The organism is Pseudarthrobacter sp. S3 (assembly GCF_050156905.1).
Taxonomy (GTDB): domain Bacteria; phylum Actinomycetota; class Actinomycetes; order Actinomycetales; family Micrococcaceae; genus Arthrobacter.
Genome location: NZ_CP189583.1, coordinates 2,947,635 through 2,971,944 on the forward strand (window position 1 = coordinate 2,947,635; position 24,310 = coordinate 2,971,944).

Consider the following 24,310-nt stretch of genomic DNA (forward strand, 5'->3'; position numbering starts at 1 on the left):
CTTTTCAAGGCCCGTATTCCGCTGAACAGGGGCGATGGTCAGCTGAGCAGGCTGCGAATTTCTTTTCGGGTATCGGCCACCACGGCGGCAAGTCCGTTGCCGGCCACCCATCCGCCCACTATGCCAAGACCAGCCTCTGCGGCGCAGAGTTTCCTGACCTCGGCCACACGCGCCTTGTGTCCCACGGCCGCGAACGGCAGGGCCCCTTGCCACCTGACAACATCCCAGCCGACGACGTCGGTCTCCTGCACCGGGACGTCCAGCAGTGCCGAAGCGTCATGCAAGGCAGCTGCCAGGAAGTCGGGGGCAATGGCGGGGGCCCCGGTCGAGTGTTCCGAGGCTTCCAGGCGGCCGTACGACAGCCGCAGGACGTGCGTCCCGGGACCTGCCGCAGCGGCCAGCCAATCCCATTTCGCGGTTGCATGCGTCAGGGCTTTCGCCCGGATGCCCGGAGTCTGGGGCGCCACCAGGATCCCGGTGCCCCGGGGCCTGCGGTCAAGTTCGGGCAGGTCCACCACCAGCGTGACCAACCTGACGTCCGGCCCGCTTTCCGGGCTCCTGCCAGCGAGCCCGGGTACGGCCGCCTGAAGCAGCCCCACTGCTGCCGGGCCGGGCAGCGCCACCACCAGCAGGCCGCCGTCGTACGTTGCGTCACCGGCGGTGACCCGCCACCCGTCCGCCGTCCGTTCGACGGCGCCCGCTGCTGTTCCACTCATCAGGGTGACCCCACGGCTGCGGAGATCGCTGAGCAGGGCCACAACCAGGGTGTGCATCCCGCCTTCCAGGCCCGCAACGGCGGAACCCGCCTTCGCGGCGGATGGCTGGGTGGAACCGCGCCGCTGGGCGGCCACCGCGGCGGCAAGGGAGCCGTGCTCTCGGACTCCTGACCGGAGGCCGGGGGCCACCATGTCCACGTCGAGGAGACCGGGGTCCGCGGAGTGCACGCCGCCCACCACCGGGGCCACGAGGCGCTCCAATACCCGGCGGCCCATCCGTGCCCGCACCAGCGCTGCGACGCTGGTGACCGAGGCAGACGCGCCGATCGAAGCCGGCAAGTACTTGTCCAGGGATGCCCGGAGCGAACCCACAAATCCCAGCGATCGCCTGACCTCCGGGTCCCAGGGGTTGGCGGGAATGCCCAGGACTCCGGTTTTGGGCAGTTCGCGCGGGCCGTCCGGAAGCTGCACCCAGGCGCCGCCCGGACGCGGCGCCACAACGTTGCCGCCGAGTCCAAGCTCAGCAGCAAGCTCAGCCACGGCGGAGGAGCGCGTGGCGTAAGACTCTGCTCCGCTGTCCAGGGTGAGGCCAGCCACCACATGACTGCCCACGCAGCCGCCCCAGGATGCGGCCGCTTCCAGGACGGTCACCGTATGTCCGGCAGATGCCAACTCCCGCGCTGCCAGCAGGCCGGAGATGCCGCCGCCCAGGACGAGGGCGGCCTGGTCCGGCGTCAAGGAGCTGCTCATGGTCCTACTCCGTGGAAATGGAGTGGATGAGTTCTACAACCCGGGTCAGGACCGTAGGGTCGGTTTCAGGCGGCACGCCGTGGCCTAGGTTGAGCACGTGGCCGGGCGCGGAGGCGCCGGCCGCAATGACCGCACGGACGTGGGCTTCGAGTACGTCCCAGGGCGCGGAGAGCAGCGCGGGGTCGATGTTGCCCTGCAGCGGCACCGTTCCGCCCAGGCGCCGGTTGGCCTCATCCAGCGGCAGGCGGTAGTCCACGCCAACCACGTCCACGCCGACATCCCGCATGGCGACAAGGAGTTCGGAGGTTCCGGTACCAAAGTGGATCAGCGGCGCGCCGAGGTGGCGGACGTGGTCCAGCGCCCGGGCCGAGGCGGGTGCCACAAACTTGGTGTAGTCGGCCAGGCCCAGCGATCCCGCCCAGGAATCAAACAGCTGTCCCGCGGACGCGCCGGCTTCCAGCTGGGCGCGGAGGAACAACCCCGAGGCGTCGGCGGCCCAGTTGGCCAGCGCAGTCCAGGTTTCCGGGTCCGCGTGCATCATGGTGCGCGGGCCCAGGTGGTCACGGGAAGGCTTGCCCTCAACCATGTAGGCAGCGAGGGTGAACGGGGCACCGGCAAAGCCGATCAGCGGTGTTTTGCCCAGCTCGGCGACGGTCAGCCGTATGGCTTCGCGGATCGGTTCCAGCGCTTCCCAGGTCAGCTGCGGCAGGGCGGCAACGTCTGCAGCCGTGCGCACCGGCTTGTCCAGCACGGGCCCCACGCCCGGCACGATGTCCACGCGCACGCCCGCGAGCTTGAGCGGAATGACAATGTCGGAGAAAAATATGGCAGCGTCGACGTCATGGCGCCGGACGGGCTGCAGTGTGATTTCGGCCGCGAGCTCGGGCCGCAGGCAGGAATCCAGCATGGCCACGCCTTCGCGTACCTTCAAGTATTCCGGCAGCGAGCGCCCTGCCTGGCGCATGAACCACACCGGCCGCCGCGATGGCTTGCCGCCACGGTAGGCAGTGATGAGCGGCGAATCTGCGGTGCGGCCGTCCATCAGCGGATGGCCGGCAGAAAGGGCACTGTTGTTAGACAGGACACTAGACGCGGACTTGGACACGGCGGAGCTGGAAGTCATGCCTTTGATTGTGCCCAAAATTGGTCCTAAAAGATAACGACAGCCTGTCACCTGCAGCCGCCCGGCCGCGCCGTGGCATGAATCACGGTCCTCCAACGCCCGTGCATTTTGGTTGGGTTGTTTTACCGGGCAACGAAAAAGCTATGATTGGTCTGCTGTGGTTCTTTTTTCATTGGTGGCTACACACGCCGACATCGACCTTGAGACCGTTGCTCACCTGAGCAACGGTGCTTCCGGTATCGCAACATCCGCACTCTCCGGATCGCCGGCAGTGACGGGTGCGATTGTGCTTGCCACCTGCAACCGGTACGAAATCTACGGCGAAGCGCCCCACGCTGACGATGTTGAGGCCGCCCGTGCGGCCCTCGTGTCCGAGATCAGCGGACTCAGCGGGCTCAGCGAACAGCTTGTGTCCCGCTCCTTCAGCACACGTACCGGCCCCGAAGTCAGCCAGCACCTTTTCGCCGTCAGCGCCGGGCTGGACTCCGCCGTGGTGGGTGAACGCGAAATCGCCGGCCAGGTCCGCCGCGCACTCATCACTGCCCAGCACGAGGGCACGGCCAGCTCGGGCCTGGTCCGCCTCTTCCAGGCCGCCTCCAAGACGGCCAAGGACGTCGGGGCGCAGACCGCCCTCGGTTCCCGGGGCCTGTCCATCGTTTCCGTGGCACTGGATCTGGCCACCGACCTTTCCGAGAGCCCCGACTGGTCAGCGAAAAAGGTGGTGGTGTTCGGCACCGGAGCCTACGCCGGCGCCACCATGGCACTGCTCCGCGAAAGGGGCTGCACCGACATCTCCGTGTTCTCCTCGTCGGGACGCGCCGAAGCGTTTGTCGCCACCCGCGGCGGAACATCGCTGGACAGCGGTTCCCTGCCGGTAGCCGTGGCGGCGGCCGACGTCATGATCGGCTGCAGCGGCTCCGACACCCGGGTCGAGGCCGGTGAACTTGCCGAGATCCGCGTGGACTCCGTCCAGCCGTTGATCGCGATCGACCTCGCCCTCACCCATGATTTTGACCCTGAGGTTGGCCAGCTCGACGGCGTCGAGCTGCTCACGCTGGAATCCGTGCGTTTGGCGGCACCCCAGGAACAGGCCGAGTCTCTTACCCAGGCCAGCGGCATTGTGTCCGGCGCGGCCCAGGCCTTCGAGCAGGAACGGGAAGCCCGCTCGGTGGATTCCGCCATCGTGGCGCTCCGCCGGCACACCATGAACGTCCTGGACGCGGAAATGGAGCGCGTGCGTGCCCGCCACGGCTGCACGGCCGCCGCCGAGGAAGTGGAATTCGCCCTCCGCCGGATGGTCAAGCAGCTGCTGCACGTGCCCACCGTCCGTGCCCGTGAGCTGGCGGCCAACGGCCAGCAGGACGACTACGTGTCGGCGCTCGAAACGCTCTACGGCATCACCGTGGAGCAGCCCGCTACGGCAGCGCAGGCAGAGTGCCCCGTGGACCACCTAGGCTTCGAAACCGCCTGACCTGCCCGCCCGTTGCTCTATCAGTTTTGGCTCTCAACCGAACGTTTTAGGGACCAAAAGTGATAGAGCAACCGGCTAGTAGACCGGCTTCTGCGGCTCCACGTCGCGCACCCAGGCCAGGATTCCGCCGTCAAGATGGCTGACCCGCTGGTAGCCTGCCTTTCGCGCAGCTTCCAGCACGTTGGCTGACCGTGTGCCCGCCTTGCAGTGGAACACAATGTCCTTGTCCTGCGGGAGTTCCGCCCAAGCCTCCCCCGCGAGGATCCTGCCCTGCGGGATCAGCACCGAGCCGTCGATGCTCACAATGTCACGTTCGCCGGTTTCCCTGACGTCCACCAGCTCGAAGTCCTTCAGGCCCGCCTTACGGGACGCCAGCATGGTGGCAAGCTGGGTTGCTGTTACCGTGTGCTCGGTGTCTGCGGAAGCAGCAGGGGTGATGCCGCAGAAGGCTTCGTAGTCCGTCAGTTCCGTAATGGGGGCCGCTGCCGGGTCCTTGGACACGCGGATCTCGCGCCAGCTGCCGCCCAGGGCATCAAACAGTGCCAACCGGCCCAGGAGTGAACGCCCGACGCCGGTGATCAGCTTGACTGCCTCGGTCACCATGAGTGATCCCACGGCAGCGCAGAGCATGCCGAAGACGCCGCCCTCGCCGCAGGAGGGCACAGACCCGGCCGGCGGGGCCTCTGGGTAAAGGTCCCGGTAGGTGGGTCCGTGCTTTTCCCAGAACACGCTGACCTGGCCGTCGAAGCGGAAGATCGATCCCCACACGTAGGGCTTGCCGAGGATGGCGGCGGCATCGTTGACCAGGTAGCGGGTTGCGAAGTTGTCCGCCCCGTCCAAGATCAGGTCGTAGTCTGCGAACAGTTCCAGTGCGTTGGAGGCATCCAGCCTGACGTTGTGCAGCCGGACCTCCACGAGCGGGTTCAGTGCGGCGACGGCGTCCCGTGCGGACTCGATCTTGGGCCGTCCAACGTCGGCCACACCGTGGATCACCTGGCGCTGGAGGTTGCTCAGGTCAACGTGGTCGTCGTCGACGATTCCCAGGGTTCCCACACCCGCCGCCGCCAGGTAGAGCAGCGCCGGCGAACCCAGCCCCCCGGCACCAATGACCAGCACCTTGGCGTTCTTCAGCCGCCGCTGCCCCACCGCTCCGATTTCGGGAATGATGAGGTGCCGCGAGTAGCGTTCCACCTCGGCCGGCGTCAGTTCACCGGCGGGCTCCACGAGCGGTTTAAACGAGACAGGGGAATCATTTGCGGTCAAAGTCGAAGCCATACCCCAATGTATGCCCCGAGATGCCGCCAGGTCATATTACCGCGCAGTATTGTGTAGGTAACGGCAAGCGAAAGTAGGGCAACTGTGGTCCATGAAGCACGGGCTGACCGGGCGTCCGGCGGCGAACCGGCCGCCCCCGAACCGGCCGCCCCCGAACCGGCCGCACCTCAACGGACCGCCGGCCAGCGGTCCGCCCGGCTTCCCCGGGATGAGCGCCGGGCACAGCTTCTCGCGGCGGCCCAGGAGGTTTTTGTCGCCAACGGCTACCACGGCGCGGCCATGGATGAGATCGCCGAGACGGCGCATGTCAGCAAACCGGTGCTCTACCAGCACTTCCCGTCCAAACGCGAGCTGTATCTTGCACTGCTGGACAGCCATCTCGCGTCGCTGACGGATCTGATGCTCGGGGCCCTGAGTTCCACCGATGACAACGACGAACGCGTGCAGGCCGTGATGCGTGCTTACTACCGCTTCATCGCCAGCGATGACCAAGCGCACCGCCTGGTCTTCGAATCGGACCTCATCAACGATCCCGATGTCAGTTCACGCCTCGAGACATTCAACAAGACGTTCGCGGATGCTGTGGCCCGCGTGATCGCCGAGGACACCAAACTGCCGCACCTGGAAGCACAGCTCCTGGGGCGCGGCCTGGCCGGAATGGCCCAGGTCAGCGCACGGTATTGGCTTGAAACGGATGGGAACCTGGACCTCGATGTGGCCAGCGACCTCATTTACCGTTTAGCTTGGCGCGGAATCTCTCGCTTCCCCAAAGAGTCCTAGACTACAAATAAGAGAACCCAAAGAAACTTTGATTGGCTGGGAGGCCCCCTGTTGGAAATTAAGATCGGCATTCAGAACATTGGCCGCGAAATCGTCCTGGAATCGGCTCAGGATGCAGACACTGTAGCCACGGTTGTTGAAGAAGCCATCACCAAAGGCACCGAACTCCGCCTCAAGGACGACAAGGGCCGCATCATCATCATTCCCGGCAACGCCCTGGGCTACGTGGAAATCGGCGCCGAAGAGGCCCGCAAGGTCGGTTTCGGCCAGTTCTAGCAGATCCGCAGCTGGCCGCCTTGGCGGTTGGCCGCTGCTTTCCGAGGAGATTAGATGCTTTCGCTGACCATCGTTGTCCTGGTCGCAGCGGCCGCAGGTTTTATTGTCTGGGCCAATGACAAGCGCCACACCCGGTATGGGACGGGGTTGCCCGCAGGGGTTGCCGTTGCGGTGGGTGCGGTCAGCTGGATCATATTTATCGCGGCAGGATTCGGCTACCAGCCGGGCCTGACGTGGATTCCCTGGGTCCTGCCCATGGCGCTGGGCACCGTCGCTGCCATCGGGACGGTCATCTACCTCGGGCGGATCCGCGAAGGCCACGATACTCAGCGGCTGACGCAGGCGCTCAAATTGTAGGCAATTTCTTATAGAACGGTGACCACCACCCAGCAGGGTGGTGGTCACCGTCCTTTAAGCCACCGGCTGGGCAGTAGCACCGAGCCGGGCGGCAGCAGCACTCACGGCCGCCGCCGCAGTGGCATCCCGTTCAGTGGCCTCGCCGCCGGCGTCGTGGGACGTATAGCGGAGATGGACCTTGTTGTAGCGCCAGTCAAGGTCCGGGTGGTGGTTCTGGTCTTCGGCCAGGCGTCCGACGGCGGCAATCAGCTCGAGTGCAGCGGCCGCCGTCGGCGTCTTATAGACAGCAACGAGCCCGCCCTGCCGGTACTGCCAGCCAGGCAGCGCGGCGAGGACGGCCTCGACCCGCTCGCGTGTGAGTGTGTCATGCTTGCCGGCCATGGCGGCCTCCTTGGCTCGTCTGGTGAGCCCGCCGCGGCCTTTGCCGACGGCGCCCGGCCTGGAGGAGAAGGCCTAGAGAAACTCTGCCCGGCCTTCCATGGCCGATGACGCCAAAGCGTGCTCGCGGCGCGGAATCCTGCCGGCCGCTTTCGCCAGCCTACCGGCGATGACGGCGTGTTTGAAGGCCTCCCCCATGAGTGCCGGGTTCTGCGCACGCGTGACCGCGGTCGCCAGCAGCACGGCGTCACAGCCAAGTTCCATGGCCAGTGCGGCGTCGGATGCCGTGCCGATGCCTGCGTCCAGCACCACGGGCACCGAGGCGCGCGAGACGATCAGTTCGATGTTGTGTGGATTCAGGATTCCCAGGCCGGTGCCGATGGGCGCTCCGAGCGGCATAACCGCGGTAGCACCCAGGTTTTCCAGCCGCAGGGCCAGGACCGGGTCATCGTTGGTGTAGGCAAACACTTTGAAGCCGCGGTTTACAAGCTGTTCCGTGGCGTCCACCAGCTCCACGGCGTCCGGCAGCAGGGTCTGTTCATCGGCGATGACTTCCAGCTTGAGCCAGTCGGTTTCCAGCGCTTCGCGGGCGAGTTCCGCCGTCATAACCGCGTCCCGGGCGGTGAAGCAGCCTGCAGTGTTGGGCAGGATCCGGATCCCGTGGTCCACCAGGAGCTGGAAAAGGGACCCCGATTCGGCTGGCGAATAGCGCCTCATGGCCACGGTGGTCAGTTCGGTTCCGGACGCCAGCAGGGCAGCGCCCAACCCGTCGAGGCTCGGGGCTCCCCCGGTGCCCATGATGAGGCGGGAGCCGAGCTCGAAGCCGTCGATCATCAGCCTGTCAGCGGCTTCGGGCAGGTTCTGTGAGCTGATGTTGCTAGTTACTGTCATGGTGTCAGCCTCCCTGGACTGCTGTGACCAGTTCGACGTCGTCACCTTCGGCGAGCGCCGTGACGAACCACTGGCTGCGGGGTACTACTTCGGAGTTATGGGCGACGGCGACGCCGAGTTTCTGCCCGTCTGTCGCCTGACCGTTGGCTGCGAGGGGGCGGCCTGTGATCTGACTGATAAGGGTGGTGATGGAGGCGTCGTCCGCCACGGAATGGCGCGAGCCGTTGAGGGTGATGTTCATGCTGATTCCTTCTGAGGGTCGAGGTCCTTCATGTTGCTGATGTCCTTGGGTGGGGACTGTGTGCCGGTTGTGCGGTGCTGTCTTGAAAAGCGCGCCGGGTTGAGCGCCCACCAACGAGGATCCGTCCGGCCGTCGAGCAATTCCCGGCAGATCGCTGCCGCCGCCGGAGCAAGGAGCACTCCGTGACGGAAGAACCCGGTGGCAATAATCAGCCCGGCAATGTTCTCCATGCTCTCCTGGTTTCCCGTTCCTGGTGCGGAAACCGGTACGCGGCCCAGGAGCGGCGCGTTGTCCGGGGTCGCCGGCCTTGCCCGTGCCGTGCATTCCAGGAGTTCAAGCTCCGAGACGGCCGGCACCAGGACCTGGGCGTCACGCAGCAACTGGTAGACGCCGCCGGCCGAGACAGCACCATCGCCTGTCCCGGCGAGCGCGTCCTCCCGTTGCGTCGCCCCGATCACCACCGTGCCGTCCCCTCTGGGAACGATGTAGACCGGCACACCATGGACTATTCCGCGGACTGTCGAGGTGAGGAGCGGACGCAGGTGCTCCGGAACAGCAAGGCGCAGGATGTCACCGTAGACGGGTCGCAGGGGCAGGTGCAGCCCAGCAGGCAGGCCTTCCAGCGACCCCGCCGCCAATCCGTTGGCCACAATCGTCTCCCCGGCGTGGACAGTTCCGCCGTCAGCGAGCGCCACGCCGCAGATGCGTCCGTCCTCCCAAAGAACGGCAGCGGCCCGCTGGTCAACGGCGAATCCCCCGCGGGCACCGGCCACGGCGGTTTCTGCTCCCGGTTCGTGGACGGCCAGGACTTCCTGGAGGCACGCCACCAGCTTCCGTGGATCCACCTGATGGTCTGCGGGGATGTCCAGGGCACAGGAGATGGCCGGGCTGAGCAGGGATTCCCTGGACCTGGCCTCACGGACAGTCAGGGGTTCCACCACCAGGCCGCTGGCCTGCTGTACGGCCCGGAGGTCCATCAGCGCCCTGCGGTCCGCGGCGTCCGCGCCGATGGCGAGGGTCGGCGTCGTCAGGTATCCGGTCTCGCCAGCCCCTGCCAGGGCGAGGTCTGCCGCGAAACCGGGCCACAGGCCGGAGGATGCAAGCATCAGCTCCAGGAGGTCTCCCTCCTGATAGTGGAGTTCGCTTACAGGTGCCAGCATGCCGGCGGCTGCCCAGCTGGCGCCTCTCCCGGGCGCGTCATCGATCAGCACAACGGAACGGCCGGACCGCCGGGCCTCCCAGGCTATGGCGTGGCCGATGACTCCACCGCCGATGACCGCCACGTCGGCGAGCAGCACCGGGTCCGGTCGGAATGATGCAGTCTCAGGCGGGCTGCTTATTGCGGGGGGCATATGGTTCCTTCCCTACGCCGGTACTAGCCGGATCAGGTCAAGCGGTCGGCTCTGACGCCCTCTCAGCCCGGCCGCTTTGTGACGGCTGCAACGGGCTCCCGCAGTACCTGCCCAGTTTAGGGGAATTAGGCTGGTTTCCATGAACTCGCAATCCTTCGCCGCTGCAGGCACGCCCTCAGCCAGCTCTTCCACACCCGAATCCTCGATCTCAACAGATCCCACCGGCGGCATAGGCCCGGGCCTCCCGCACAGCGCCCGGCTGTACCTCTGCACCGACTCACGCCGTGACCGCGGCGACTTTGGCGAGTTTGTGGACGCGGCTTTTGCCGGCGGCGTCGACATCATCCAGCTCCGCGACAAGGCGATCGAGGCGGCGGAGGAGCTGGAGCTGCTGGCCGTGCTTCAGGCCGCGGCCGAACGCCACGCAAAGTTATGGGCCGTCAATGACCGTGCAGATGTCGCTATGCTGTCCGGCGCCCCCGTCTTCCACATCGGGCAAAAAGACCTGCCGGTCGCTTCCGCCCGCGCCCTGCTTGGGGCACCCACAGCGGTCGGGCTGTCCACGCACACCGCCGAACAGATCGAAGGCGCCATCCGGCTGTCCGGCGGGCTGACGTCCGAACGCGGCCTGGACTACTTCTGCGTCGGACCGGTCTGGGCCACTCCCACCAAGCCCGGCCGGGCCGGCGTCGGCCTTGAGCTGGTGCGGTACGCTGCCGAAGCAGTCCGCGCTGCCGGCGGCGCCCAGGCCACCTTGCCCTGGTTTGCCATCGGAGGCATCGATCTTGGCAACGTGGAGCAGGTAGTGGAGGCCGGTGCCGGCAGGATTGTGGTGGTGCGTGCCATCACCGAGGCCCCCGATCCCGCAGCGGCGGCTGCAGCACTCGTGGCGGCCCTGGACGCAGGCGCATCCTGACAATTCCCCGCGTGGCGGACCGTGGGCGTGCACGATCCATGCAAATCGGGCTAACCTGATTTTCGTGTCACATCATCGGTTGGCCCCCAATGTCCACGAGCAGACCAACGAGCTCGCGGCGGCACTGAGCGCCCTGCGGACCGAGCTGGAACTTCCCGGAACCTACCCGGCGGAGGCGGTCCGGGACGCGGAAGCGGCGGTGGCCGCACACGAGTTGCCGGGCGCTGACCTGACAGAGGTGGACTTCCTCACCATCGATCCGGCGTCCTCCACTGACCTGGACCAGGCGCTGTTCATCGAGCGCGCGGACGCTGGCTACCGCGTGCTCTATGCCATCGCTGATGTGCCGTCCTTTGTCCGCCCCGGCGGCGTGCTGGATGCAGAGACCCGGCGCCGCGGCCAAACGTTCTACGCCCCGGACGGCCGGATCCCGCTGCACCCTGAGGTCATCAGCGAAGGAGCCGGCAGCCTCCTGGCCGGGCAGCTTTGTTCCGCCTACGTGTGGGAGTTCGGGCTGGACAACACCGCACAGGTCTCCACGGTGAGTATCCGCAGGGCCACCATCCGCAGCAGGGCCAAGCTGAGCTACAAGGGAGTCCAGGCCGAACTCGACGCCGGGACGCCCGCTCCCGTGCTGCAGCTCCTGAAGGAAGTGGGGCTCAAACGGGTTGAACTGGAGCGGCAGCGTGGCGGCGCCAGCCTGAACATGCCTGAGCAGGAAATCGTGCAACTGCCCGACGGCGGCTACCGGATTGCCGCGGCACCGCAGCTTCCGGTGGAGGACTGGAACGCCCAGATTTCCCTGATGACCGGAATGTCGGCGGCGAACCTCATGTTGGCGGGAAAAGTTGGCATCCTGCGCACCATGCCGGCGCCGGACGAGCGCTCACTGCGCCACTTCCGCCTCCAGACCGAGGCCTTGGGCAAGCCGTGGGACGGCAAAATCAGCTACGGCGAATACCTCCGCAGCCTTGATCCGACAGTGCCCCGGCAACTGGCCATCCTGCACTCCGCCGGCATGCTGTTCCGCGGCGCCAGCTACACGGCGTTTGACGGCACCGTCCCGGACGACGCCGTCCAGTCCGCCATCGGCGCCGCCTATGCCCACACCACAGCACCGCTCCGGCGCCTTATCGACCGCTTTGTCCTGGTAATCTGCGAAGCCTTGAGCAACGGCAAGCCGGTACCGGACTGGGCGCGGGAAGCCCTGCCGTCCCTGCCGGAGATCATGGCCGGATCCGACCAGTTGGCATCGCGGATGGAGCGCATGGCGCTGGACACGGTGGAGGCCGCGCTGTTGGTCAACCATGTGGGCCAGGAATTCGAAGCGATCGTGATTTCCGGCTCCAAGCCACAAAAGGACAACGGAAACGGTAACGGGAAAAACGGCAACGGAGCCAGGAACGGCGCTGCGAAAAACGGGGCTGCGAAAAACGGGAACGGCCCCTCGGGGATCATCCAGATCGCCGAACCCGCCGTGACGGCACGCTGCGCCGGCGACCTGCAATCGGGCACAAAGGTGCGGGTCCGCCTGATCTCCTCCGATATTGCCGCGCGAGAGGTCCACTTTGAGCTGCTGGCCTGAACCATCAGTGCCCGGCCTGATCGGCCCAAAGCCGGGATTCCCGGTCCTTGCGGCTAGACTGAAGAAGTAGATATGGATGCCCGGTCGTTGATTTCCTTGATTTTGAATTCAACAAGCCCGCCCCTACGCGATCTTGAGATGCACCCGTTGGTCACCAGTGCCAGCATTTTGATAGCCCGCGATCGGCTTCCACTGGATTTGCTTGCGCGCCAGAGCGTGCTCCGGAACGGCCATGTTGGCCGGCCCGTTGAGCAGGCAGCGCCAATGCCCAAATGAATAAGGAAACTCCCCTGTGAGTGAATTGCATACCCACCAGATCCTGACTGACGACTCCGGCATCGAGACGATCGAACCCGAAGAAACCATCATCTCGGACGAGAAGCCGCACGAGATTGAGGAAAAATCCTTCGCTGACTTCAACGTCCGCGCCGACATCGTGGAATCCCTGGCCGACGCCGGGATCACCCACCCCTTCCCCATCCAGGCCATGACACTGCCCGTGGCGCTTTCGGGCCACGACATCATCGGTCAGGCCAAGACCGGCACCGGCAAGACCCTCGGCTTCGGCATCCCCGCCCTGCAGCGCGTTGTGGGTCCGGACGACGCCGGCTATGACAAGCTCGCAGTTCCCGGCGCACCGCAGGCCCTGGTCATCGTGCCCACCCGCGAACTGGCCGTCCAGGTGGCCAACGATCTCCAGAACGCCTCCCGCAAGCGTAACGCCCGCATTACCACCATCTACGGCGGCCGTGCCTACGAGCCCCAGGTGGAGGCCCTGCAGAGCGGCGTCGAGGTGGTCGTCGGTACTCCCGGCCGCCTCATTGACCTTTACAAGCAGAAGCACCTCGTCCTGAAGAACGTCAAGATGGTCATCCTTGACGAGGCCGACGAAATGCTGGACCTCGGCTTCCTCCCGGACGTGGAAACGCTGATCGCCGGTACCCCCGCGGTTCGGCAAACGCTGCTGTTCTCCGCCACCATGCCCGGCCCGGTCATCGCCATGGCCCGCCGCTACATGACGCAGCCCACGCACATCCGGGCCGCTGATCCGGACGACGAGGGCCTGACCAAACGCGACATCCGCCAGCTCATCTACCGTGCCCACAGCATGGACAAGATCGAAGTTGTGGCCCGCATCCTGCAGGCCCGCGGCCGCGGCCGCACCATCATCTTCACCAAAACCAAACGCACCGCCGCGAAGGTTGCCGAGGAGCTGGTGGACCGCGGCTTCGCCGCCGCCGCCATCCACGGTGACCTGGGCCAAGGCGCCCGCGAGCAGGCCCTGCGCGCCTTCCGCAACAACAAGGTGGACGTCCTGGTGGCCACCGACGTCGCCGCCCGCGGCATCGACGTCGACGACGTTACGCACGTCATCAACTACCAGTGCGTCGAAGACGAGAAAATCTACCTGCACCGCGTAGGCCGCACGGGCCGCGCCGGCAACAAGGGCACGGCCGTGACCTTCGTTGACTGGGACGACATGCCGCGGTGGGGCCTGATCAACAAGGCCCTGGGACTCAGCGTCCCGGAGCCGGTGGAAACGTACTCCTCCTCACCGCACCTCTACGAAGAGCTGGACATTCCGCAGGGCACCAAGGGCCGTCTGCCCCGCAACAAGCGCGTGCTGGCCGGCGTCGACGCCGAGGTCCTCGAGGACCTGGGAGAGACCGGCAAGAAGAACACCCGCCCCAGCGGTGGCCGCGATGGCGGACGCGACAGCAGCAGCCACGATGCCGGCCGCACCGGTGGACGCGACAGCAGCAGCCGCCGCACCGGCGAGCCCGGCGGACGCTCCGGTGACCGCCGTCGTCGTACCTCTGATGCGGCGACGGCCGGCACCAGCCCCGCCCCGGAACCGGCCGCTGCGGCTCCAGCCGACGCCGAAGTGGACCCCCGTGCCCGCCGCAGCCGGACCCGCACCCGGCGCCGCAACGGCGAAGTAGTGGCTGGCGCCAACAACGGCCCGCAGCAGCGCAGCACCGAGGCATAACAGCGTCGATGACTGACACCGTCTGGGCGCCGGACGGCAGCAACCTGGTGGTTCACGCGGACAACGCGGAGTTCCTCCCCTCGCTGCCGGACGGCGCCTTCACCCTGATATACGTTGACCCGCCGTTCAACACCGGCAGGGTTCAAAAGCGCCAGGAAACGCGGATGGTGCTGAACACCGACGGGGATGGCGACCGCGTGGGCTTCAAGGGGCGTTCCTACGACACCATCAAGGGCGCCCTGCACCGTTACGATGACGCCTTCAGTGACTACTGGTCGTTCCTGGAACCCCGGCTCGTGGAAGCCTGGCGGCTGCTGGCAGACGACGGCACGCTCTACCTCCACCTGGACTACCGGGAAGTCCACTACGCGAAGGTAATGCTGGACGCCATCTTCGGCCGCGAGTGCTTCCTCAACGAGATCATTTGGGCCTACGACTACGGTGCCCGCGCCAAGTACCGCTGGCCCACCAAGCACGACAACATCCTCGTGTACGTCAAGAACCCGGCGAAATACCACTTCGACAACGCAGAGGTGGACCGCGAGCCCTACATGGCCCCAGGCCTGGTGACTCCGGCGAAGCGGGAGCTCGGGAAACTGCCCACCGACGTCTGGTGGCACACCATCGTCTCCCCCACGGGCAAGGAAAAGACCGGCTACCCCACGCAGAAGCCCGAGGGCCTCATCCGCCGTGTGGTGTCGGCGTCAAGCCGGCCCGGGGACTGGTGCCTGGACTTCTTCGCCGGTTCCGGGACCCTTGGCGCCGTGGCGGCCAAACTTGACCGGAGGTTCGTGTGCGTGGACCAGAACCAGCCGGCCATCGATGTGATGGCCAAGCGGCTGGGTACCAAGGCAACGTTTACCTCGTTCCCGTCCATCTAGGCTCTGGCCCGTTTACTTAGGTTTTCTTGGTAGTCGTTTCAGCGGCCAATTGGGCATCTTCCGTTTGATGACGCGTGGGTTGGTGCGTTGCCGGCGCGAGGGTAATAGTTCGTTCAGGATTTCCTGGCAGAATGCGGTGAAGGCTTCGGCCAGGCGTTTAGGGAGAAAAGGCCGATCCCGGGCCCGGGGTCTGTAGTTGTTCCGCCTGGCCTTCGGGGTCGGGTAGACCCAGGACTCCCGACACGGCAATATATTCTGTGTGCGATAGTTCGGGCTTGGCATCCACTTTCTGACCAACAAACCCGCGGAAATCCAGGGTTTTCATCGCCGCTACTCGCTGGCGACACCACCTTAATTTTCTCGCAAATCGTGGCCTGGTCACCGGACATTCGACGGCAAGAACCCCGGATACCTGCGGATCTGTTACCTACTGAGATTCGTCGTGTCCAGAGCCCTGAGACCGCGGAAAGGTAGGAACCGTCCTCGACTTCCTCGAGTACGGGCAGCACGGCATTGGCCCTGACCCACCACAACAGGGCCGCCCCGATTCCGGCTCTGTCCTTCCCAGCCGTGTACGAGAAGAACCCGCGGTCTGCCATCGCCAGCATGTCCTCCTCCAGCCTGTGGAGGAGGCCCGGATACAGGGCTCTTCAAGGTTCCCGGGGAATGGTCTGCTGAGATGAACGCTTATGCTGCCATCCGGGCTGCACTTCTCAAGAGGATACGCGATTTGTAGTTGTCCGGGTTCCGGTAGCCTCGCGCCGTGCGTTTGATGTGCTTTATCGCTGTGTTATTCGCCTCGACTTTGGCTGTTGTCGCGCCGGTGACAATGAGGACTTCGATCTCATTCCACCAGCGGCAGACGGTGCGGTAGAGCCTGTTGGTCTCCGGGCATTGCTGCCCGTTCCACGAGGTCAGCAAGCGCGTTCTTCGCCGCACCCGCGTCCTCCAGGGAACTTGTGTTCAGTAGGGTGCGGAGCTGCTCCTTCACCTGCCAGGCGACCTCGAGGCTGCCCGTCGGGTCATCAGCGGCGAACACCCCGGCGAGTCGGTGGCGGGCGCGTTCTGAAAGGTTTTCGTTTGCTTTCAGCAGCAGCATCCGGTTCGCCCACGCCGGGTCCGTGGCCCTGCCCCGCCGGCCCCTTACCTGCTGGGACAGGCCCTGACGGACCGTGGTGAGCATGTCGTTGGCCAGCATCGTCACGTGGAAAAGATCCACCGACACCGCCGTGCGCGGCAACCACATCCGCAGCGCCTTCCGGAACGCCGCGGACGGGTCAATCGCGACGACCTGCACCCCCAGCCGCCAGTCCAGCGGCCGGGCGAAGAGCCAGTCGCCGACACCCTTGTGGTCGCGTCCGTCCACGATGCCCAGGACCTGCCCGGTGTCCAGATCCACGATCGTTGTCATCCACGGTTCATACCGGGTCCAGGCCTTCGTGCCGGAGTCCTGGAAGAACCGCACCGACCGGTACCGGTGCTCGTCGATGCCCAGCATCCGCGGCGAAAGGAGGTCCACGTCGGGCAGGCGGAGCGCGGCCTCACCGATGACCTGTTGGACCAGCCACCACGAGATCCCGAACGCCGTGGCCGTCTCGGATACGGCACGGCCAGAATCGATGACCGCGTCCACCAGCGTCTCCCGGAGCCTGCGTGTAGATCGTGCCCGGCGAGGGACCTGAGGGGTTGCCTCGCAAAACGATTTCCGATCGCATAAGTACTCGTCGCAGAACCAGCGCCGCTTGTCCCAGAGGAGCACTACGGAGCCGGCGACCGGGATGTCGCGGAGCTTCTGGCAGCGGCGTTCCTTGACCCGGGAAGCGATGACCCCGCAGCTCGGGCAGCCCGGCGGGAAGGTGGACTCCACGGTGACATGACGAACCCCGTCAGGGAGCACGGCAGTAGCCAAGACACGATAATCATGCAGGTTGAAGATCATGCTGGCAGCATCATGGCCAGCCCAAGTAGGCTCTATCAAGGCTCGTGGTTCCTGTTCAGGTTGAATGCGTAGTAACACTCATCCCAGCAGGACCACGAGTCCTTTGCTGACTACAACACGAACCTATTTCCCCGGGAACCTTGAAGAGCCGGATACAGCTCGTGCCCGCTGGCGGAGGAACCGGAGACCACGGCGCCGGTCACCGCGTGTGTGCCGCATTCGACCAGACCGAGGACCCTCGCCTGCGGGTAGGAGCTCTTGAGGTCCGTGGCCGTTCCGGGCCGGCCGTACGCGTGCTCGTTGGCGGGTGTGTCGGCCAGGTCCAAGCAGGTCCCTTCCACGGACTGCGCGCCACCCCTTGTAGAAGCCAGGCCCGCCCGGTCCCGCCAACGGCTTGGCGGTCTCGGCGAACAACTCCGCCATCGCGGCCGAACCGAGCCTGGTCCGGGCCTTGAAAATCGCGGCCTTCGTCGGGATCTGCCAGTGGCGGAAACCGGCCCGTGATCCATTCCATCCCGGAGAGCAGGGACCTCTCACTTCCTCGTACGAGCCTGCGGACAACAACGCCAACGCCATCACGTAATAGAGCATCAAGCGCGAGGGAAGTACCGGCTGCGCTGCTCACCGGAAAACCCGTCCGAGATCACCTATCCACTACGCGCCATCCCGAAACATTAACACACCCTGAGCTAAGTAAACGGCATTGGGCCTAGAGCAGGTTGGGTTCTCCCGGCTCCGCGGCGTCGGGCTTGAATCCGAAGGACACGAGGATCTTTTCCAGCTTTCCGCTCTTCCTCAACTCCGCGACGTCGGCATTGAAGGCGGCGACCAGACCTGGGTTGTCAAGGTTGACGGGGAAGTTGATTTGACCCGGCTTCACGGTTGAGAGGATTGCGGGATCAGCGGGCGGCACCTCAAACTTCAAACCGTCGATCGGGCTCTTCTCCAAGGTCGACTTCGCGGATGGGTAGGTGTCGATCACGACATCGATCCGGCCGGCTGCAAGGTCGGCGTACATAGCCTGCGCGGTTTCATACAGCTTTACACTGTCACCGAGGTACGTTTGGAGGTCGTCATTCCACAGGAATCCGAGAATGGAGCCCACCTTGTGACCTTTAAGGTCGGGTACCGTGGCCACGCCCTTCTGGGAAACGATGATCAGCCGGTCGGCGAAAACGGGGTCGCTGAGCAGCACAACCTTTGCTCGTTCGGCGGTACGGTACCAGCTTCCCGCCGTGGTGTCGGCGCGCTTGGACGTGATTGAGGGGATCATTGCTGCGCCCGCACCGGGGATGGCTTTGACCTTCAGGCACTCCATCGCTGCGATCTCGGTGAGAATCGCGCCTTCAGCGCCGCCGACACCAGCTCCCTCTGGGTATGCGAACGGAGGATACTGATAGGCCGCAACCGTCAGGAAGCCGGTCTCGACTGTGGTCACATTGTGCTTCGGCGTGCAATCGGAGGGTGCCGCACCCTCGTTCGCGCAGCTCGTGAGGACAAGAGATAGTCCGACAGCTGCGGTGAGGATGGCAAGTTTCTTCTTCATTGAAGTTTCATCGCTTTCTGAATTGTGGCTGGGCAACAAATTTGACTTCTGGAGTTGACGGGTTCGCGTGCTACAGATGTTTGGCTAGGTGACGCTCCAATCGCGAGACGAGCATTGTCGCGGGGATCGTGATCACTGCGTAGAGGAACGCGGCGGCGAGGAACACGGAGAAGTAGTCGAAAGTGACGGTTGCCTGAAAATAGGCTGCCTGCATAATTTCGGGAACCGTGATGACATAGGCCAGTGACGTGAACTGGAAGAACTGGATTGCGATATTCATCAGTGGCGGAATTCCCACGCGGATTGCCTGCGGCGCGATGATGAATCGGAACGAATCGAGACGGTTCATGCCGACCGCGATCGCGGCTTCGCTCTGACCATTGGGCACCGCATCAATGCTGGTTCGGATGACCTCTGCAGAGTAGGCGCCCGCCGACCAGGTGAACGCGATCACCGCCGACGCGAATGCTGTCGGAGTCAGCTGCAATTGAGGCAGGCCCTGGTAAACGATGTAGAGCAGCACGAGCAGAGGAACTCCGCGTCCGACCTCGACGATGACGAGTGCGACGATCTTAATCACCTGGAGCTTGCTCACGCTCGCATAGGCGAGTATGAGTCCCAAAAGGTATCCGAGAACGATCACGATCCCGGTCATGGAGAGAGCGACACCGACACCCTTGGAGAGGGCCGGCAAGTACTGTGTCCAGGACAGCAAGTTCTCGATCATGCGACTGAGAACCTTGCGCGCAGCCGGCTATCGACCTGCCGGGACACAATGGCGAGGGGAAGGCTTAAGATCAAGTAGATGATCCCGACGATGGCGAAAACAGTTAGCCCCTGACCTGTCTGTTGCGCCTGGGAGGCGGCACGGAACGTGAGTTCCACGACGCCGATGGTGGATGCCAGAGCTGAATCTTTCAGAAGACCAATTCCGTAGCTGGCCATCATCGGGCCGACAACCCGAAACACCTGAGGAACCACAATGAAGCGGTAGCTGTCGACGGTGCTCAGCCCGAGTGCCGCGCTGGCCTCTTCTTGGCCCCGACTGAGGGCGGCCAGCCCGGCCCGATAGATCTCCGCGAAGTAACTCATGGCGATGAAACTAAAAGTGGCGATCGCCGCCATCAGCGGAGACATCCGCAACCCCAGTTCGGCGAAGCCGAAGAACACGAGAAAGAGCCACACGAGCGGTGGCACCGCGCGCACCAGGTTGACCACTCCTCGCACAAGAATCCGGAGAAAAGCGAATCGCGATCGCTGCGCGAGAGCAAGCGGTATGGCGAGAATCCCGCCGATGGTGAAAGCTGATGCCGTGATCAACAGCGTGGCACCGATTCCGAGCGCGATGTACCCCACGACTCCTAACATCAACGCCCCACAACTGCGCTGAGGAACTGGCGGGTGCGTTCATGGGACGGCGCACTCATAATAGCGTGCGGATCCCCTTCCTCAACCACCGAGCCGTCGACCATGACCACCATGCGGTCGGAGACGTCCCGCGCAAAGGACATTTCGTGGGTGACCACGATCGCGGTCATTCCTTCATCGGCGAGTTCACGCATTACCGCCAGAACTTCCGCACCCACCTCAGGGTCAAGGGCGGAAGTTGGTTCGTCGAACAACATGACCAGAGGGTCGAGTGCGAGGGCTCGCGCAATGGCGATGCGTTGCTGCTGCCCGCCGGAGCATTGACCGGGATAGGCCTTCGCTTTTTTATCGAGCCCGACACGCTTCAGAAGCTGATAGGACTTCTCGTCGGCCTCTTCGCCGGAGCGCCCCAGCACGCGCTCCTGGGCAAGTGAGATGTTCCGCAGGGCAGTGAGGTGAGGAAACAAATTAAACGACTGGAACACCATACCTACGCTTCGCCGAATCGCGGCGAGCTCTGCCCTCGAAGGCAGTCGAGAGTCGGTCCGGACCGCAACAGATTCCTTGCCGATCGACACCGTGCCCTCGGTCGGCATTTCAAGGAAGTTGATGCACCTCAGAAAGGTACTCTTCCCCGCTCCACTCGGGCCGATGATCGACACTACTTCACCTTGATCGATTTCGAGCGTGACATTGTCCACTGCTCGGTGTTCCTTATATTTCTTGGTGATTCCGCTGGCTCGCAGAAACATTGGCGCAGACTCTTCAGTATTGTTCACGGGATGATTCATGATTGTTTTCCTTCATTGGAAGAACTCGCGGCACCGTGCGCCGCAATCGCGCTGATTTCAATTCGTTTGTCTCCACGAAATCCCGCCACTTGCACGGTCGTTCGGGGCGCTAGCGGGTATCCGGAGAAACGTTTGAGATACGCCAGGGTGTAGGCGTCGAAATCCGTGAAATCAGCCAGGTACACCGTGAGTTACAGAACGCTGCAAGGTTCGAACCGGCTGCAAGAAGTGTCCGCTCAGGATGGTGATCACGACCGTTACTTGGACAGTAATCTCGCTAGGCGCGGAGCCGTGGGCCCGGGCCGGAATCTGCCCGCAGGGAGAGACGAGGCCACCATAGAGTCTCGCCGCCCCATACGTGCGCTCGACACAAATCGTGGTTGCCTCAGAGGTTCGGCGGGAGGACTGGCTCGGATCACTTGTACTCCTTGATTAACATCGTTGTTAGTGGGCTTAATCATAGGAATCAATTTGTGAAAAAAAAAGTATCAAAACGCTATCAATTCATCTTCATTTACTATGAATAAATGGTTGATCTTTCGGCGTGGTGCGTAGTGGATGTGTGACACACGAGGGTCCTGAGCGGTTGAGTCATCATGTCTCGATCAGCGTTTTGACGCGGGTTTTTCCGCCGGATGTGGTGGAAAAGGTGATGGCGTTGGTGTCCGCAGGCTTGTACGAGGAAGTGAGAGATCCCTGGTCTCCGGGATGGAATGGATCACGGGCCGGCGGGTTGAGTGAAGGTGGGCATGCCGAGTTGGGTCGTGTTGCGGCGCTCGGTGATTTGGTCCATTTCGGCAAGTTTGGCACGGGCCCCGGCGAGGCTGACTTTGAGGCCTTCGGCTTCTCCGAGCCAGCGGTGGGACTGGGCTTTGGCGATGCGCTCAATGAGGTTATCGCGGATCTGTGCCAGACGGGGTCTGGCCGTGGGATCGGGCCGCAGCAGCGGGCAGCGCAGGCAGCTGTGCTCGTGGATGCAGTGCGTGTCGTAGGAGCGGCCGCAATCACCGATGGAAACTCGTTGGGCACTGCCTACGACGAGACACGCAATGGGCCTTCGCCGCTCCCCAGTAAGCGCTAGAGTACTCAGCGTTGACTAATGGTCAATGCGCGCTCCTTAGCTACAGATCCGCGCGCACAACGGCGGTTCCCGTACCCAATTCCTCTATCCTTGCGAGTACCTCCGGTGCAGTGAGATTCTCCCCGAAAAGATTGGGTTTTCCGGTCCCGTGGTAATCCGAGGAACCCGTGATCAGCAGTCCGTGCTTGGCGGCAAGGCTCCTAAGGAATTCCCGCCCCTCCTCCGGGTTGTCGCGGTGATCGATCTCCAGCCCTGCCAGGCCGGCGTCGATCATGTCGCGGTAGGTGCGCTCCCCCACGATCCGGCCCCGGCCGGACGCCACAGGGTGGGCGAACACGGGAACGCCACCTGCGGCACGGACCAGTTCGACGGCGGTGGCCGGATCGGGTGCGTAGTGTTGGACAAAGTAGCGCGAATGGGACGTCAGGATGGACGTGAACGCCTCCGAGCGGTCCGAAACCACACCGGCCGCCACCAAGGCATCAGCGATGTGCGGCCGCCCCAGGGTGGCCCCTGGAGCCACATGGTGGATAACGTCGTCCCACGTCAGCGGGTAGTCTTCGGCCAGCAAGGTCACCATACGTTCCGCCCTGGTGAGGCGCGCGTCCTTGGCCTTGGTGATCTCTTCAAGCAGCCCCGGATGGGCAGGATCGTGCAGATAACTCAACAGATGCACACTGATGCCCTGCCCGGTCCGGCAGGAAACCTCCATGCCGGGAACCATTGCCATCCCGTTTTCCCGTGCGGCGATGGACGCTTCAGCCCAGCCATCGGTGGAGTCGTGATCGGTCAGTGCCACCACGTCCAGGCCCGCCCGGGCAGCCGAAGCCATCACTTGGGCGGGGGTTTCGGTGCCGTCCGAAACATTCGAGTGGGCATGCAGGTCAATCCTCACCTGCCCAGCCTAGTTGACCGCGCCGGCGCGGGTATTGGCCCTGGTCTCGGTGCTGGTGAGACGATGGTGCCGTGAACGATGCCGAAAATACCCTGAACTCTGCTTCCCAGCCCCTCGATGAGCGCGTCAACAACCGCTCTCAGCGGCCCAGTTCCGCTGCATTCAAGGCCTTTATGGCCAGCAATTGGGCGCCTTCCGAGCAACAACTTCCGGCGCTCGACGCCGTGGCCCACTACGCCGCGGCCCGGCGTAAGGCCATCTCGGAGAAGTTCAAAGGCGAACGCCTGGTCATCCCGGCCGGTCCGCTGAAGGTCCGCTCCAACGACTGCGACTACAGGTTCCGTCCTCATTCCGGCTTTGCGCATCTCACCGGGCTGGGCCTGGACCACGAGCCGGACGCTGTCCTCATTCTGGAGCCTGCCGGTGAAGGAAAGGGCGACGGCGGCAGCCACCACCGTGCCACACTGTACTTCCGTCCGCTGGCCGGCCGGGATACAGAACAGTTCTACGCTGACTCCCGTTCCGGCGAGTTCTGGATCGGTGCACGGCCCACACTGGCCGAGTTCGAAGGACGCCTGGGCCTGGCTACGGCCCACATCGATGGACTTGAATCAGCGATCACCAAGAACGTGGGCGCGCCCGAAATCGGCGGCATCTCCATCAGGCTGGTCCGTAAGGTGGACGAGAACATCGATGCCTTGGTGGATACTGCCCGGTACAACACTGCCAAGGACCCGGACAACCTGGACCTGGCTGTCCTGGATGCACTGGATGAAAAACTTTCCGAAGCGCTGTCCGAACTCCGCCTGCTGAAGGATGAGTGGGAAATCGAACAGATGATGACCGCAGTAGCTGCGACTGTCGAGGGCTTCATGGAGGTAGTCAAGGCCCTGCCCCGCGCCCTGACCCATGCCCGCGGCGAGCGCGTCGTGGAAGGCGCGTTCTTTGCCCGTGCCCGCGAGGCAGGCAACGAACTGGGCTACGACACCATCGCCGCCGCCGGAAACAATGCCACCGTCCTGCACTGGACTCGGAACACCGGCCGGATCAACGCCGGCGAACTGCTGCTGCTCGATGCCGGTGTGGAAGCGGACTCGCTCTACACCGCCGACATCACCCGGACGCTGCCGGCCAACGGTACGTTCACTGATGTTCAGCGCAAGGTCTACGAGGCAGTCCTGGATGCTGCCGACGCCGGCTTCGCCGCTGCCCGGCCGGGTGCGAGGTTCCGTGACATCCACACCGCCGCAACCACCGTGTTGGCGGAACGCCTCGCCGAATGGGGGCTGCTCCCAGTGAGCGTCGAGGAAGCCGTCAGCCCCGAAGGCCAGCAGCACAGACGTTGGATGCCTCATGGCACCAGTCACCACCTAGGCTTGGATGTCCACGACTGTGCCCAGGCAAAGCGGGAGCTGTACCTGGACGGCATCCTTACGCCGGGCATGGTCTTCACTATCGAACCGGGCCTGTATTTCAAGAACGAGGACCTGGCCATCCCCGCTGAGTACCGCGGCATCGGAGTGAGGATCGAGGACGACATCCTGATGACCGCCGATGGTCCGGTGAACCTCAGCGCCGCGCTGCCCCGCAAGGCCGATGACATCCAGTCCTGGATGGCAGGCATCTACCAGGAGCTGGACGGCGGGTTGCCAACCGGCGATAACGGCTAGAGAACGTACGTCCAGCGCATCTCCGCACGGATGCGCTG

The 24,310-nt window shown here is 64.3% G+C and carries 25 protein-coding genes, 2 pseudogenes and 1 riboswitch; of the genes and pseudogenes, 10 read left to right on the forward strand and 17 right to left on the reverse strand.

Features of this window, described 5'->3' with window-relative positions; translation table 11 throughout:
- Positions 1 to 38: 38 nt before the first annotated feature.
- Together ACQCSV_RS14070 and hemE are read right to left on the reverse strand one after the other, a co-directional pair.
- Positions 39 to 1,466, reverse strand: a complete 1,428-nt coding sequence (locus ACQCSV_RS14070; RefSeq protein ID WP_426938635.1) for a protoporphyrinogen/coproporphyrinogen oxidase — start codon at positions 1,464 to 1,466, stop codon at positions 39 to 41.
- A gap of 4 nt (positions 1,467 to 1,470) precedes the next feature.
- On the reverse strand, positions 1,471 to 2,589 hold the full coding sequence (gene hemE / locus ACQCSV_RS14075; RefSeq protein WP_426938636.1) for a uroporphyrinogen decarboxylase: 1,119 nt from the start codon (positions 2,587 to 2,589) through the stop codon (positions 1,471 to 1,473).
- A 157-nt stretch (positions 2,590 to 2,746) separates the two neighbouring features.
- On the opposite strand from hemE, the gene ACQCSV_RS14080 reads away from it, so the two are divergent.
- The gene (locus ACQCSV_RS14080; RefSeq protein WP_426938637.1) at positions 2,747 to 4,060 is read left to right on the forward strand and encodes a glutamyl-tRNA reductase; all 1,314 of its coding nucleotides are present in this window, start codon (positions 2,747 to 2,749) and stop codon (positions 4,058 to 4,060) included.
- 75 nt (positions 4,061 to 4,135) lie between these two features.
- On the opposite strand, the gene moeB is transcribed toward ACQCSV_RS14080, so the two are convergent.
- Positions 4,136 to 5,335: a molybdopterin-synthase adenylyltransferase MoeB gene (gene moeB, locus ACQCSV_RS14085; RefSeq protein WP_426938638.1), complete on the reverse strand. Its 1,200-nt coding sequence runs from the start codon at positions 5,333 to 5,335 to the stop codon at positions 4,136 to 4,138.
- Positions 5,336 to 5,419: 84 nt separating this feature from the next.
- Between moeB and ACQCSV_RS14090 the strand changes: the two genes are divergently transcribed.
- The 3 genes from ACQCSV_RS14090 to ACQCSV_RS14100 are packed head-to-tail and all read left to right on the forward strand — an operon-like array spanning position 5,420 to position 6,748.
- Complete coding sequence (locus ACQCSV_RS14090; protein ID WP_426938639.1) at positions 5,420 to 6,115, forward strand: TetR/AcrR family transcriptional regulator; 696 nt, start codon at positions 5,420 to 5,422, stop codon at positions 6,113 to 6,115.
- Between the two features lie 51 nt (positions 6,116 to 6,166).
- The gene (locus ACQCSV_RS14095) at positions 6,167 to 6,391 is read left to right on the forward strand and encodes a DUF3107 domain-containing protein (protein WP_160672408.1); all 225 of its coding nucleotides are present in this window, start codon (positions 6,167 to 6,169) and stop codon (positions 6,389 to 6,391) included.
- Between the two features lie 54 nt (positions 6,392 to 6,445).
- On the forward strand, positions 6,446 to 6,748 hold the full coding sequence (locus ACQCSV_RS14100) for a hypothetical protein (RefSeq protein ID WP_354153454.1): 303 nt from the start codon (positions 6,446 to 6,448) through the stop codon (positions 6,746 to 6,748).
- A gap of 54 nt (positions 6,749 to 6,802) precedes the next feature.
- On the opposite strand, the gene ACQCSV_RS14105 is transcribed toward ACQCSV_RS14100, so the two are convergent.
- From ACQCSV_RS14105 to thiO, 4 genes are all read right to left on the reverse strand, one after another.
- Positions 6,803 to 7,129 carry a 4a-hydroxytetrahydrobiopterin dehydratase gene (locus ACQCSV_RS14105; protein WP_354153453.1) on the reverse strand — a complete coding sequence of 109 codons (327 nt, stop codon included), beginning with the start codon at positions 7,127 to 7,129 and terminating at the stop codon, positions 6,803 to 6,805.
- A 72-nt stretch (positions 7,130 to 7,201) separates the two neighbouring features.
- The gene (locus tag ACQCSV_RS14110) at positions 7,202 to 8,017 is read right to left on the reverse strand and encodes a thiazole synthase (protein WP_426938640.1); all 816 of its coding nucleotides are present in this window, start codon (positions 8,015 to 8,017) and stop codon (positions 7,202 to 7,204) included.
- A gap of 4 nt (positions 8,018 to 8,021) precedes the next feature.
- Complete coding sequence (thiS, locus tag ACQCSV_RS14115; RefSeq protein WP_058931870.1) at positions 8,022 to 8,258, reverse strand: sulfur carrier protein ThiS; 237 nt, start codon at positions 8,256 to 8,258, stop codon at positions 8,022 to 8,024.
- Positions 8,255 to 9,610 carry a glycine oxidase ThiO gene (gene thiO, locus ACQCSV_RS14120; protein WP_426938641.1) on the reverse strand — a complete coding sequence of 452 codons (1,356 nt, stop codon included), beginning with the start codon at positions 9,608 to 9,610 and terminating at the stop codon, positions 8,255 to 8,257. Before thiO ends, thiS begins: the two co-directional genes overlap by 4 nt.
- Positions 9,603 to 9,722, reverse strand: a riboswitch (TPP riboswitch). It overlaps the preceding gene by 8 nt.
- A 27-nt stretch (positions 9,723 to 9,749) precedes the next feature.
- Between thiO and thiE the strand changes: the two genes are divergently transcribed.
- From thiE to ACQCSV_RS14140, 4 genes are all read left to right on the forward strand, one after another.
- Positions 9,750 to 10,526, forward strand: a complete 777-nt coding sequence (thiE, locus tag ACQCSV_RS14125) for a thiamine phosphate synthase (protein WP_426938642.1) — start codon at positions 9,750 to 9,752, stop codon at positions 10,524 to 10,526.
- A gap of 64 nt (positions 10,527 to 10,590) precedes the next feature.
- On the forward strand, positions 10,591 to 12,111 hold the full coding sequence (locus ACQCSV_RS14130) for an RNB domain-containing ribonuclease (protein ID WP_426938643.1): 1,521 nt from the start codon (positions 10,591 to 10,593) through the stop codon (positions 12,109 to 12,111).
- A gap of 292 nt (positions 12,112 to 12,403) precedes the next feature.
- The gene (locus tag ACQCSV_RS14135; RefSeq protein ID WP_354153447.1) at positions 12,404 to 14,101 is read left to right on the forward strand and encodes a DEAD/DEAH box helicase; all 1,698 of its coding nucleotides are present in this window, start codon (positions 12,404 to 12,406) and stop codon (positions 14,099 to 14,101) included.
- An 8-nt stretch (positions 14,102 to 14,109) separates the two neighbouring features.
- Complete coding sequence (locus tag ACQCSV_RS14140) at positions 14,110 to 14,982, forward strand: DNA-methyltransferase (RefSeq protein ID WP_426938644.1); 873 nt, start codon at positions 14,110 to 14,112, stop codon at positions 14,980 to 14,982.
- Between the two features lie 428 nt (positions 14,983 to 15,410).
- Here ACQCSV_RS14140 and ACQCSV_RS14145 read toward each other — a convergent pair.
- The 9 genes and pseudogenes from ACQCSV_RS14145 to ACQCSV_RS14185 all read right to left on the reverse strand — a co-directional run.
- Positions 15,411 to 15,626, reverse strand: a pseudogene (locus ACQCSV_RS14145) (IS4 family transposase); the annotation flags it as partial.
- 43 nt (positions 15,627 to 15,669) lie between these two features.
- A complete protein-coding gene (locus tag ACQCSV_RS14150; RefSeq protein ID WP_426938645.1) occupies positions 15,670 to 15,921 on the reverse strand; it encodes a transposase in 252 nt (83 codons plus the stop codon).
- A complete protein-coding gene (locus ACQCSV_RS14155; protein WP_426938646.1) occupies positions 15,827 to 16,921 on the reverse strand; it encodes an ISL3 family transposase in 1,095 nt (364 codons plus the stop codon). Before ACQCSV_RS14155 ends, ACQCSV_RS14150 begins: the two co-directional genes overlap by 95 nt.
- A gap of 110 nt (positions 16,922 to 17,031) precedes the next feature.
- Positions 17,032 to 17,247, reverse strand: a complete 216-nt coding sequence (locus tag ACQCSV_RS14160; protein WP_426939586.1) for a hypothetical protein — start codon at positions 17,245 to 17,247, stop codon at positions 17,032 to 17,034.
- A 139-nt stretch (positions 17,248 to 17,386) separates the two neighbouring features.
- Positions 17,387 to 17,512, reverse strand: a pseudogene (locus ACQCSV_RS14165) (IS4 family transposase); the annotation flags it as partial.
- A 118-nt stretch (positions 17,513 to 17,630) separates the two neighbouring features.
- Complete coding sequence (locus ACQCSV_RS14170) at positions 17,631 to 18,467, reverse strand: ABC transporter substrate-binding protein (RefSeq protein ID WP_354153445.1); 837 nt, start codon at positions 18,465 to 18,467, stop codon at positions 17,631 to 17,633.
- 70 nt (positions 18,468 to 18,537) lie between these two features.
- Positions 18,538 to 19,194, reverse strand: coding sequence for an amino acid ABC transporter permease (locus ACQCSV_RS14175; protein ID WP_282328796.1), 657 nt, complete (start codon positions 19,192 to 19,194; stop codon positions 18,538 to 18,540).
- The gene (locus ACQCSV_RS14180; protein WP_426938647.1) at positions 19,191 to 19,823 is read right to left on the reverse strand and encodes an amino acid ABC transporter permease; all 633 of its coding nucleotides are present in this window, start codon (positions 19,821 to 19,823) and stop codon (positions 19,191 to 19,193) included. The genes ACQCSV_RS14175 and ACQCSV_RS14180 overlap by 4 nt, the downstream gene beginning before the upstream one ends.
- An 11-nt stretch (positions 19,824 to 19,834) precedes the next feature.
- Positions 19,835 to 20,626 carry an amino acid ABC transporter ATP-binding protein gene (locus ACQCSV_RS14185; RefSeq protein WP_354153443.1) on the reverse strand — a complete coding sequence of 264 codons (792 nt, stop codon included), beginning with the start codon at positions 20,624 to 20,626 and terminating at the stop codon, positions 19,835 to 19,837.
- A gap of 757 nt (positions 20,627 to 21,383) precedes the next feature.
- On the opposite strand from ACQCSV_RS14185, the gene ACQCSV_RS14190 reads away from it, so the two are divergent.
- Positions 21,384 to 21,707, forward strand: coding sequence for a hypothetical protein (locus tag ACQCSV_RS14190; protein ID WP_426938648.1), 324 nt, complete (start codon positions 21,384 to 21,386; stop codon positions 21,705 to 21,707).
- Positions 21,708 to 21,747: 40 nt separating this feature from the next.
- Here ACQCSV_RS14190 and ACQCSV_RS14195 read toward each other — a convergent pair whose 3' ends face one another.
- The gene (locus tag ACQCSV_RS14195; protein ID WP_354153442.1) at positions 21,748 to 22,602 is read right to left on the reverse strand and encodes a PHP domain-containing protein; all 855 of its coding nucleotides are present in this window, start codon (positions 22,600 to 22,602) and stop codon (positions 21,748 to 21,750) included.
- A 71-nt stretch (positions 22,603 to 22,673) separates the two neighbouring features.
- Here ACQCSV_RS14195 and ACQCSV_RS14200 point away from each other — a divergent pair, with 71 nt between their 5' ends.
- Positions 22,674 to 24,272 carry an aminopeptidase P family protein gene (locus ACQCSV_RS14200; protein WP_354153441.1) on the forward strand — a complete coding sequence of 533 codons (1,599 nt, stop codon included), beginning with the start codon at positions 22,674 to 22,676 and terminating at the stop codon, positions 24,270 to 24,272.
- The last annotated feature ends 38 nt before the right edge of the window (positions 24,273 to 24,310 follow it).

Excerpts from the sequence above, each read along its gene's own strand:
- ACQCSV_RS14100 (WP_354153454.1), top strand. The coding sequence starts at position 6,446 with ATGCTTTCGCTGACCATCGTTGTCCTGGTCGCAGCGGCCGCAGGTTTT.
- ACQCSV_RS14175 (WP_282328796.1), bottom strand. The coding sequence starts at position 19,194 with ATGATCGAGAACTTGCTGTCCTGGACACAGTACTTGCCGGCCCTCTCC.
- thiS (WP_058931870.1), bottom strand. The coding sequence starts at position 8,258 with ATGAACATCACCCTCAACGGCTCGCGCCATTCCGTGGCGGACGACGCC.
- ACQCSV_RS14170 (WP_354153445.1), bottom strand. The coding sequence starts at position 18,467 with ATGAAGAAGAAACTTGCCATCCTCACCGCAGCTGTCGGACTATCTCTT.
- ACQCSV_RS14140 (WP_426938644.1), top strand. The coding sequence starts at position 14,110 with ATGACTGACACCGTCTGGGCGCCGGACGGCAGCAACCTGGTGGTTCAC.
- thiO (WP_426938641.1), bottom strand. The coding sequence starts at position 9,610 with ATGCCCCCCGCAATAAGCAGCCCGCCTGAGACTGCATCATTCCGACCG.
- ACQCSV_RS14155 (WP_426938646.1), bottom strand. The coding sequence starts at position 16,921 with ATGATCTTCAACCTGCATGATTATCGTGTCTTGGCTACTGCCGTGCTC.
- moeB (WP_426938638.1), bottom strand. The coding sequence starts at position 5,335 with ATGGCTTCGACTTTGACCGCAAATGATTCCCCTGTCTCGTTTAAACCG.
- thiE (WP_426938642.1), top strand. The coding sequence starts at position 9,750 with ATGAACTCGCAATCCTTCGCCGCTGCAGGCACGCCCTCAGCCAGCTCT.
- hemE (WP_426938636.1), bottom strand. The coding sequence starts at position 2,589 with ATGACTTCCAGCTCCGCCGTGTCCAAGTCCGCGTCTAGTGTCCTGTCT.
- ACQCSV_RS14185 (WP_354153443.1), bottom strand. The coding sequence starts at position 20,626 with ATGAATCATCCCGTGAACAATACTGAAGAGTCTGCGCCAATGTTTCTG.
- ACQCSV_RS14110 (WP_426938640.1), bottom strand. The coding sequence starts at position 8,017 with ATGACAGTAACTAGCAACATCAGCTCACAGAACCTGCCCGAAGCCGCT.
- ACQCSV_RS14105 (WP_354153453.1), bottom strand. The coding sequence starts at position 7,129 with ATGGCCGGCAAGCATGACACACTCACACGCGAGCGGGTCGAGGCCGTC.
- ACQCSV_RS14070 (WP_426938635.1), bottom strand. The coding sequence starts at position 1,466 with ATGAGCAGCTCCTTGACGCCGGACCAGGCCGCCCTCGTCCTGGGCGGC.